Raw genomic sequence first — 10,110 nt, forward strand, 5'->3', positions numbered from 1 at the left:
CGTGGAACGCCGCGTAAGAGAGGTCGTCGCAGTCAGCCATCTCGACATAGCGTTCGAGAAATGCTTGCAGAGAGCGGTCTGAGCCAGCAGCGAAGCCAAACGAGAGTGTGTAAAACAGCGCAACGATGTCGAACTTCCGCTCACGCTCAACGAGATTCGTTGCGCGAGCGCGCTCGCGCAACTCATCAGAGGGAAACGCTCTTTGAATTCGGTCAACAACTACCGAGTCCGGTGGAGAGTACACACTTCCCACCGGGTTCCTCAACCGGGTAGTTGCGACGATATCTAATCAGCAGATAGCGACAGGATTCTCCACTAAACTAGAACGGATGCCAGGGAACCCAAGGTGAGCCGGATTACGAGTTCAATATCGGGGAACTCGATATCGAAGTTGCCAGCAGAACGTCGTGGGACAAGGTAGACAACGTACGAGTGGCGGTAGAGGATAAGCTGGACAACACGCAGTATACCGCGCTTATCACACTGAAAGACGATTTCATCAAAATCCCGTACAAAGGAAGCGAGATTGCTCACAACGAGCAGCTGGTCGATGACATCGTGGACAAGATCGTCAATCTCGATACGTCCAACCTGCCGTCCTCAATCAGTAATAACGGGTTTCAGATTGAATTCGAAGACACAGGAGGTGGCGGGTCAATCATTCGGTGGGAAGGTGCTGAGCGAATTCCATTGGACCCGAAGAACAGTATCGTGGACCAGATCGAAGACAAAGTGAAAAAACAGCGTGGAGGCCGCCCCCTCCTCCTATTCTATGATGCGGATGTATCGTTCCTTGAACCGGAGGATATGCGGCAGCTGCTGCACGGTGCCAAAACAGGCGGTCAGAATCAGGAAGTCTCTGACACGGTGTATCAGCACCGAAAGGTGTGGGGAGACTATCTACGAGACAACGGGTATATCCCGGAATCAGGCAGGACGACGTATGCGAAGGCGGTCGAGCCTGATGATCCAAAGTTTGATCTGAAACATGAGGGGGACGCGTGTATCTGCAGTGGTGATGAAGGACTATTCGCAGATCGGAAGTTCGACCGGGTAGCTGGTGTCTTGTTTATTGACAAACCTGGGTATGGCTATTTCTTCCCGAACTTCTATTCAGAGAAGATGAACTTCCATCAGCTGTACCGCGGTGTTTCCAGGAACATGGAGGTGCGGTCGAACGAATTTAAAGACTTGCTCTGAAGGCCTCTAGAGCCGAGAAGCAGTCAATAATCATCTTCTGAAGAGTGTTCTTCTAATGTCGTTGTGGGAACAAGATCACCGTGCCGGAAATCAATGGGAAGGACCTCGCCCGTTGACCGTCTTTTTACGCGGTAGAGGTACTGGTCACGGTCACGCCCTGTCTCGGTGTTCAGATCATCCTGCAGACGGTCAGTGACGATGCATTTGACGCCGTGGTACCGGACGTCGGGGTCGTCTTCACCTACGTACACGGTTACTTCATCGCCTTTCGAGTACGGTTCAGATGCTGGTTGTGGAGGATTCATTGCGTAGTTATCGATTGTCGTCAATCATTAGTCAGCCCTGGCGACGGTTGACTGAGATGATCTCGTTGGGTTGCTGTTTCTGAAACGTCTTGGAAGGTCGATTGTGCTACATCAGGTCCTGGAGATTGACCAAGACGAACGACGGTGGAGTCCGAAGCTGTTGTACCAGATGGGCCTCGTTCAAGCTCGTCCGAATCGGCGAATGCGCCCCAGAGGAATGGCCACCATCGTCTGAGTCGGTCGTGCTCGTCGAAGAGAGCCTTGATATCGTCACCTGGACGGATTCCCTCGATATACGTTGTTTCGAGGGCAGGTAAGTCGTAATGGGTGGTGAGGTGGCACATCGCTGCACTGGCGACATCACGTGGGAATTCAGCATGAAGGATGCCCGTGTCTGGGTCAGGGTCGGCAAAGGGTTCGTCCCGATCACTCTGCGGTGTCCACCACGGCTCTAAGTGTGCCTCCCACCGGCGGTGTCCCTCGATTTCGCGTGGTTCGATAATGTCCCAAGCGGAGAGTTCGTTGATGTATCGGTCGTAGCTACTTTCGGAAATCTCGGCGGTGTCAATGATCTCAGACCGACCCATCGGGTCATCAGCGTCAAGCAGTGTTTTGAGGAGTTTCGTCGCTGTTGGAGGGAGTTCAGGCAAGAGACGTTTCGTGGGGAGATTCGACAGCCCGAAGGAGATGTCTCGAACGGAGATGAAATCGTAGTTCTGGGTGGATTGAGCAATATGAAGCATTGCCTCGGCAACGTCGTGAGGACACGCTCGATGTGGTCGATCTTCCGTTCCAAGGACACGGAGAAACAGCCGGACGAGTCGTTCGAGATCCTGTTTCCCGTCGTGAATATCCCCCTGGTGAGCTACCTGGTAGTTCTTCGCTGAAGCGTATTCCTCGACGAGATTACGAATCGCTGAGTAGGAGTTCCCAATCTGGACGGGGATTTCCATTACCGGTGCTGACTCCTGTCCATTAGCAATTGCTTCACGAATTTCGTTGGTCTCCATTTCAATGGCGCCCTCGATGTCATCGTGAAGATCGGTCATCGTTGGTCCGGAGAAAACCCACGATGCGGTCAGATGCATTGTGGAATCAGCATCATCCACCTCGTAGGGAAGACGTCGTTTGAGTTTCTCCGGTCGATCCTCGAGGAGCATCCTATACCCCGAATGAATCCCGTACACGGACTGTTTCGGGACGGTGTACCGGGCGAAACCGAGGAAATCATCGAGACGGCGTTCATCGCTGATGAGCATTCCCGTGTCAGGGACTCGCACGTTGATTGTGACATCCACATCGGCTGCGTGATACAGTTGTGTTGCTGAGGCAACCAAGCCGTGCAGGTCACGTAGTAACTCAGTCCGGGCTTCGACGTCGTCACTGTTTGTGAGTTCGCCAACTTGTTGCAAACACAGACTGCGAACGGCGCCAATACGCTCACGCCAACCATCGTAGTCTTCCTCGGTTTCGCTGAACCAGCCGATTTGGTGTCCTCTACGGATGATTTCCCCAGCTTCTCTGTCGAGTTGTTCAACGACCGCATCGTCGATTTCTTCGAATTGGTTTCCGAGACGAGAAGGGGTGAGGATCTTACTCAGTGCTTTGTCGCTGAGTAAGGCACCCGCAATACGTCCCAGGGTAGGAAGGGGGCCGCCCCACTGAGTGGCTACGAAGAGATCATCGTCGAAGCAAGTGAGATACGATACGCGACCGTCCTCGAAACGCTCGATACGGTCATCGACTAGGGTGACACCACGATCTCGACGGCCAGCAAGGTACCGTTGATGCATTCCCCAAGCGTCGAGGACACCAGACGGCCCATCGAGCCATTGAACGTAGTCAGCGCCCTCACTAGGACTGCCTGTCGCAGCTATCCAATCCTCCGCTGTCCCAGGCTGATCCCCCTCCCTCGTGTCCGATCGCGCGGGATACACTGTACTTGCTTGGGGCTGAGGGGTCGGCGTAAGATGCGTCTCCAGCGTCGATTGGGTCGGATGGATCACCCGGTAGTCCGTGGTGACATACTGCTCAACTGCTACTTGTCCTAAGCCGGTGAGGGATGCGCTGTTGTATTGTCCACGACGGTCGATATCCACAAGCCCTAATTCTTCTAGATCGAGGATGTAACGGCCGACAGTCCCTGCCTGCACGTCAATCTCATCATCCTGCTTGAGATCACGATAGTCTCGAGAGCCCTCTATAGGGAGGTTCCGGAGAAGACGGAGTCTCCCTGATTCCTCTGGGAGGTTCTGTATTGCTTCCCATGCTTCCTCGAGCTGCTCCGCCGATGGTTGTCCGTCGCCACCCGCTGATTCTACAGAGGAGGTCTCACGGGTTTCAGTAAGACGGAGATGGGAGTCATACCAGTCTGGATACCGTCGCTCAATCGCGGCGTCTAACGCTGGTGAAATAACCAGGCGGACGTCGAAGGTGGAGCCGAGCACGGCGATAGCTGCAAGTGCTCGGATACCTGTTCCTCTATCGTCGAGTTTTGACCACAACTCGCCATCAAGGACAAGCGTGATCGGTTGCGGTGCGTCATCGAGCTCATCGTGGAGTCGTACGGGTCCCTTGGCGAGGGCTTCAAGGCCAGCGTTGAGTGGGCCACGTCCGGTACTGATCGTAGTGAGAGTCTGTTTAAGCGATTTGCACCGCTGCTGGTGATACTCCGAAAGTTCGTCGAGATCATCTTCGTCAACGTCAGAATATTTGACTGCGAACTCGACAAGTGATTCTACGTATTCAACCGCTTCAGCCTCTGCATCACTCCAAATATCCGTTGTGGAGCACCATTCTTGATGGTCGAACCTCAGGGTTTCCTCTTGAAGACGGCGATAGACGGTGTTGTATCGTGCGTGCGTGAGGACTTCTGGGTCTTCTTGCCGGATGAATTTTCGAACCGATTGAATACTCCGTGGCAGTAGTTCCTCAAGAAGGTCAGGTATCCATTCTGTTACCCGTGGGGTGACCTCGGTAATGGTAATTCCAGCAGTAGAGAGGGTCCCTCCTGGAACGATCTTCCGGATTCCTTGTTGTTGATTAGGCGTGTGCATGCAGTCCGTGGAGAAGTGCGGACTGCGTGGAAGCCGGCAAATGCGAGGGTCCCGAAACCAATTTGACCCCTCGCGTCCACATTGTAGATAGGAGCGTACTGATAATACCGCTCCATCCGTGTTGAGGACCGGCTCTGCTGGTCCGCTGCGACGATGCTTCACAACGACATCCGGGGCGAAGCCTGGCAGCATCGGACCCGGATTGTCGTTTGAGTCTGTACCTGTGAGTCATTGGTCTGGAGTAGCGTCAGCTACTCGCGGTCACCTCGGTCTTGGTGTGTCTGTGTAGTTTGCATCGCTGTCATCGTGATGAGGACATTTCATTTGGCAGCGCAGCGGCTACGTGGGGTAACGCTTAAGCCCACAGCGGAAGAAGGCCGAGGTAGCCAACCTGTGGGGACACGAGAGGTTCGTGTCCGGGGCCTTCTTCAGGCTTCCAACGCCGACCAGTGATTACTCTGTCCTGCCTTGGCCCCTTGTTTTCACGGATGCAACTTAAAGGTAACAGTCGGTGTCTGACGATCCCGCACAGTGTAGAACCACCAAATTTCGATGATGTGTTTCCCATTCGTCAAATATTCTGCTCAACTCTATGGTGGGATATAGACGCTCGCTGTGGGACTTCCATTGTTCGTGCTTACGGGAGGGCGGCCACCCTCTTAGTTCTGGTTTGTTTTACTGTTCTAAACCAAACCAAACGAAAAACGACCTAATCGCATGACTCAGGCCCTGTAGGATGCGAGAACGCCCGATTAGTAGGTTTGTAAATCTTATAACGCTATATAGAACTTGGGGCCGGAACGTTGAGACTACAGCGGGTTTAGCGGGGCTGTGATGCGTGGTTTCGACCGAATCGATGAGTGGAAACTGCTTCAGGTTGCCGTCCAAACGGCCATTCTTGTTAAAGTTCCTACCATATGGGCGATTTTCTGCAACTTAGGGTAGCGTTGCCACTCGGACGACGCTCTAACACGAGTAGAGCACCGTACTACCCGATTCCGGTCTCCTTCTTCAGCAGCGTGAGCGTATTGTCGGCCGTCACCATCGGTGCGTGTTCGTATTCACCTGTCAACTCGACTTGGACGAGTAAATCGACCGCTCGCCAGACCGAGTACAACAGACACGCAAACGCGAAGTAGAAGAACCGTAGCCCGAAATCCGTGGATGTCGTCGCAGCCATGAACCGCTTAATCGACCGATAGCCACTCTCAATCTCCCACCGGTAGCCGTACTCACTGAGAAAACCGCCACCCCGGTTCGACATGAACACCGAGTACTGTCGATAATCGTCGTGTTCAGAGTTCTCTTTCCGACGGTAGATTAGCGTCGTCTCGTGCCACTCATTCTTGCCGAGATGGAGCTTCCGGTCCGTTTCGTATCGGTCCTGCCCCCGCGGAGCAACCGTTTAGCTTGGGCTTTCTCGCTGGCCTGCAGCCGCTTTGGCACGACGTAGGACAGTCCACGCTGGCTGATCATCTCTAGAATGTGCTGGCTGTCGAACTCCCGGTCCATTAGTACGTTATCGACGTGGACGAGGTCCTCAGCGGAGCCGAGCAGGTCCTCGACGATCTCCTTCCGTGACTCGCCTTTCCGTACCGGGCGGGCAGCAAGAACTCGTCTAAGAGTGTCGGAGATACGTTAGTCCAAACTAAGTTAGTTCAAACTTCTTTAGGGGAACAGTTTTATGTGTCCCCTTCAAAGAAGACATAATGACTGGGTTTGTAAACCGGAAACGGGAACTGAAACGCCTCGATAAACTCTACGAGAGCGATACGGCAGCACTGGCGGTAGTTTGGGGGCGACGGCGAATGGGGAAAACGACGCTCGCAATCGAGTCGATCCGAGACCGCAACGATGCCGTCTACTACCAGGCGACTAGAGGGACTGCAGACCAGCAGATTTCCTCGTTCATCAACGACGCTGCCGAGGTGTATCCAGGAATCACACGAATCCGTGAAGAGTGGGAACCCCTCTTCGAATTTCTTGCCGAGCAGGATGCAGTCATCATCGTCGACGAGTTCCCGTATCTCGTCGAGCAAACGGACGCACTCCCATCGATCCTGCAGCGCGTCTGGGATCATACCGCTGAGAAAACTGCAACGACCTTCGTGCTGACCGGGTCCGCTATTGGAATGATGCACGAGTACGCGCTTGAAGGAACAGCGCCGTTGTACGGTCGCGTCGCCAAAAACCCGAACGGGGAAATCGAAGTTGGCCCACTTCACTTCGAGGCGGCAATGTCGTTTTTCCCCGAGTATTCCCCCGTTGAACAGGTGATGACCTACGGTGTTTTCGGCGGGACGCCAGAGTATTTGCGAGCCGTCGAAGATGACGAGACGCTTGAGGAGAACGTCACGAGAACGCTGTTACGGCGTGATGGAGGGCTCCACGAGGAGCCCGAAAACGTGCTCTACCGGGAACTGGACGAGGTCGACCGGTATTTTGCGATATTGAAGTCGCTTGCAGAAGGAAACCGAGTCAAGAACGAAGTCGCCCAGGGTGCCGGAATCAGTAATAGTAGTGTCGGCTATTATCTCAACCGACTGAATGACTTGCGCATTATCGAACGAGACTACCCAGTTACCGTCAATCCAGATCGGAGCCGAAAAGGTCGGTATACGATTACAGATCCTTTATTCCGATTCTGGTTCAGATTCGTCTATGGGCGGACAGCGCGGTACGAGGTATATGGTGAGGACGCTTACACCGACCTCATCGACCCAGAACTGCCAGACTTCGTCAGTGGGACGTTCGAGCAGTTATGCCAGCGTGCTGTCTTGTACGCATTCGGTGACGAGTATCGCTTCGTGGAGGAGCCCGGGAACTGGTGGGATGGGAGTGGCAGCGAGATCGACATCGTCGCGCCGACGAATGGAGAGACACTCCTCGTCGGTGAGGCAAAATTCCGACAGGAAGCGGTTGGATATGACGTCCTCAGTCGACTCGAATCTGAAGCCCCAGAAGTAGACTGGCATCCAGACAGCGGTGGTGACCCAGAGTACACGTATGCGCTATTCAGTCGGTCTGGATTCTCGTCCGCAGTCAAGGAAGCCGAATCGGAACGGGACGATCTTCATCTGTTCACTGTCGATGATGTCGTCGGACTGATCACGGAGTAGCGCTAGAAGGGAATTGAATTGCTACCAGCTATGCATTGAGAATACCTGTCTCAACTTCTACTCGTTCTGCTATTGCGTAGAAACCGAACAGGCAGCTGGTATTACGAACCGAAGTCTTCCAAACTACTATACTCGCCTTCAAATTCCCGCTCTACACGTTGGAAGGCACGTCGCCCGCGTTCGTAGGGCGTCTCGTATGAAAGGAATTTCTCTACGACTTCTTCCTTCGCCTTAGGCGGCTTTTCTCCAGAGAATTTTATATCGTAATCCCCCGATGAACCCAGTTCATCCTCATCATCTGAGAGCATCCCAATTTCTGTGCCAAAGTCGAGTATCCGTTCCACCTCAGAATCAATCACTGAATTATATTCTTCCCCTTGAGGCCCAATCTCCAGCGGCTCCTCGAAGCGTTCCCTGAACTCGTCTCGCGTAAATTCTTGGTCGTGTCACAAAGCGGTCTAGAGTTCAGTAGCAACTGGCTCCCGTGAGGAACGGGACGCCTCTGGTGTCCACCCAAGAGGTGTCCCATGCACGCCACAATCGACGTGCGGTTGACCGTTAGCATCGACGACGACAAAACGATACCGCTGGCCACGCTTGCCGAGTTCATCACTGACCAGAACGTTGAATCAGTTCTTCTCGAAGGACTCGTCGAGAGCCTCGACGCGGCTCGCGTCGAGGCGCTCTGTGGCGAGAAACACGCTCACGGCAATGGTGATCAGCGATTCCAACGCGCCGGTACCGACACCCGCACAGCCGTCACAACCGCCGGTGAACACGAATTCGACCTTCACTACGTCGAAGATACCGCCGCTGACCACGACGAATCCAGCTACTTCCGCCCCGTCGAAGATGTTCTCAGCTTCGACGGGCAAAACCGCTATCAGCAGGACATTGCGGCCAAGAGCGTCGATCTCGCCACCTCGCTCAGCTACCGTGATGCTGCTGACCACGGCGACGGCATCCTCTCGAAGATGCCGTCGCCGACCACGATTAACCGCCGCGCCAGAGAATACGGCAGCAAGCTCAAGCAGTTCCTTCCAGACTGTGTCGCTGACACAGACGCTGACGCCGTTATTCCTGACGGCACGAAGTGTCACAGCCAAGACGACGACCGCACGTACCACTCCGTCCAAGCCACGCTCGGCGAAGACACCGCTGAGGAATCACGCTCTCTACTGGATCTCTCGGTGAACGCTGACTGGGACGAAACAGCAGCCGATCTCGATGATATCGACGCAGTCACTGACGACGCGACGGTCGTCAGTGACGCTGATGACGGCATCGTTACGGCCTTTACCGACGAATACAGCGATCACCAACTCGATCTCGTCCACGTCGGCCGAACGCTGGACTACAACCTCTGGGACGACGGCGTGTTCTCCTTGGATCGACGGAACGAGATCGTCTCGGAGGTGATCGACGAGGTGTTCCATCTGAAGAATTCGGTCGCCAAGCACCGTCCAAACGAGGAGTTCGCGGCGATCCGCGAACGGATCGCGCGAACGACCGAGCGTATCGAAAAGACAGCCTGGCAGTTGGATCAGTACGGGTCAGAGAAGGCTGCGGGGTATCTTCGGCGGTGGCTGCCGTCGATCGTGACGTTTGCCGAGCAGGCTGCCGAGGGGTTCGAGGTGCCGTGGACCTCGAACCCCGTCGAACGGCTGATGGGGGAAGTCAGCAAGCGCTGTAAGAACCAGTGGATGCGCTGGACAACGGAGGGATTAGAGGCGATACTCCAGCTTCGGCTGGTGAAGTACGCCGACCCAGAGTACTACCAGTCGTTCCTCGACGAATTGCTCCAGCGATCGACCAAAACAGCAATGAGCTGTGACCTCTCAGTTGAGAGCACCAGAGGCAAACTCTAGACCGCTTTGCGACGCGACCAAATTCTTGAGGGTAATCATCATCATCAGCGCTACGGTGATCCGCGACAAGTGTGTAGAGAACTTCTTCAAGTGCCAGAATCGGGTGAGAACCGACTAAGTACTGAACACTCGGGGCGCCAATCCGCCCATATTCGAATCCGTTGTCGAGACAATTTACTAAATCCTGGTGTGCAAGTTCTCCGCCACGATGTACGAATTCCTGGTTTTCTCGATCCCGCTCCCAAACGGCATAATTGTCTACCTCAACTAGATGGCTAATTCGTGAATATTCGAACTCTGTAAGATCAATCTCACGAGCGAGCGTGACGTACTGTATTGACGCAATAGATCGGTCAGGGGAGTTCAGCTGATTCATAAGCCGATTCCGAAGAGATTGGTTACTTAGGAGGTCTCCAATCATCCGTCTTTAGCTAAGACGAGAACCGCGTGACAGCGACGGCTTATCGAGGCTACTTTTCGAGAGGAATGAGGAGGAGAAGTCTGTGCACAACCCTCGCTCCTCAACGAGAATCATGCGTCGGCTCACTACACTGTTTCCCTC

6 protein-coding genes and 2 pseudogenes are annotated in these 10,110 nt (G+C 54.2%); 3 read left to right on the forward strand and 5 right to left on the reverse strand.

What is annotated here, in order from left to right; genetic code table 11:
• Positions 1–253, reverse strand: a pseudogene (locus APQ99_RS11985) (IS4 family transposase); the annotation flags it as partial.
• A 179-nt stretch (positions 254–432) separates the two neighbouring features.
• Between APQ99_RS11985 and APQ99_RS11990 the strand changes: the two are divergent.
• Entirely contained in the window at positions 433–1,200 is a 768-nt protein-coding gene (locus APQ99_RS11990) for a hypothetical protein (RefSeq protein ID WP_136361732.1), read from the forward strand.
• Between the two features lie 23 nt (positions 1,201–1,223).
• Here APQ99_RS11990 and APQ99_RS11995 read toward each other — a convergent pair whose 3' ends face one another.
• The 3 genes and pseudogenes from APQ99_RS11995 to APQ99_RS12005 form a co-directional block, all read right to left on the reverse strand.
• Positions 1,224–1,529, reverse strand: coding sequence for a hypothetical protein (locus APQ99_RS11995; protein WP_244289033.1), 306 nt, complete (start codon positions 1,527–1,529; stop codon positions 1,224–1,226).
• Complete coding sequence (locus APQ99_RS12000; RefSeq protein WP_168731200.1) at positions 1,526–4,561, reverse strand: plasmid replication protein RepH; 3,036 nt, start codon at positions 4,559–4,561, stop codon at positions 1,526–1,528. The genes APQ99_RS11995 and APQ99_RS12000 overlap by 4 nt, the downstream gene beginning before the upstream one ends.
• A 988-nt stretch (positions 4,562–5,549) precedes the next feature.
• Positions 5,550–6,175, reverse strand: a pseudogene (locus tag APQ99_RS12005) (transposase); the annotation flags it as partial.
• Positions 6,176–6,270: 95 nt separating this feature from the next.
• Here APQ99_RS12005 and APQ99_RS12010 point away from each other — a divergent pair.
• Positions 6,271–7,680 (forward strand): ATP-binding protein, encoded by a 1,410-nt coding sequence (locus tag APQ99_RS12010; protein ID WP_136361734.1) that lies wholly within the window; start codon positions 6,271–6,273, stop codon positions 7,678–7,680.
• 101 nt (positions 7,681–7,781) lie between these two features.
• Here APQ99_RS12010 and APQ99_RS12015 read toward each other — a convergent pair whose 3' ends face one another.
• A complete protein-coding gene (locus APQ99_RS12015) occupies positions 7,782–8,039 on the reverse strand; it encodes a hypothetical protein (RefSeq protein ID WP_136361735.1) in 258 nt (85 codons plus the stop codon).
• Between the two features lie 168 nt (positions 8,040–8,207).
• Between APQ99_RS12015 and APQ99_RS12020 the strand changes: the two genes are divergently transcribed.
• Entirely contained in the window at positions 8,208–9,548 is a 1,341-nt protein-coding gene (locus APQ99_RS12020; protein WP_010904179.1) for an ISH6 family transposase, read from the forward strand.
• The last annotated feature ends 562 nt before the right edge of the window (positions 9,549–10,110 follow it).

It is taken from the genome of Halobacterium salinarum DSM 3754 (assembly GCF_008124605.1).
GTDB classification, from domain to species: domain Archaea; phylum Halobacteriota; class Halobacteria; order Halobacteriales; family Halobacteriaceae; genus Halobacterium; species Halobacterium salinarum.

What these genes read in the sequence shown, in the direction of transcription:
- APQ99_RS12000 (WP_168731200.1), bottom strand. Translation starts at nt 4,561, where the DNA reads ATGCACACGCCTAATCAACAACAAGGAATCCGGAAGATCGTTCCAGGA.
- APQ99_RS12010 (WP_136361734.1), top strand. Translation starts at nt 6,271, where the DNA reads ATGACTGGGTTTGTAAACCGGAAACGGGAACTGAAACGCCTCGATAAA.
- APQ99_RS12020 (WP_010904179.1), top strand. Translation starts at nt 8,208, where the DNA reads ATGCACGCCACAATCGACGTGCGGTTGACCGTTAGCATCGACGACGAC.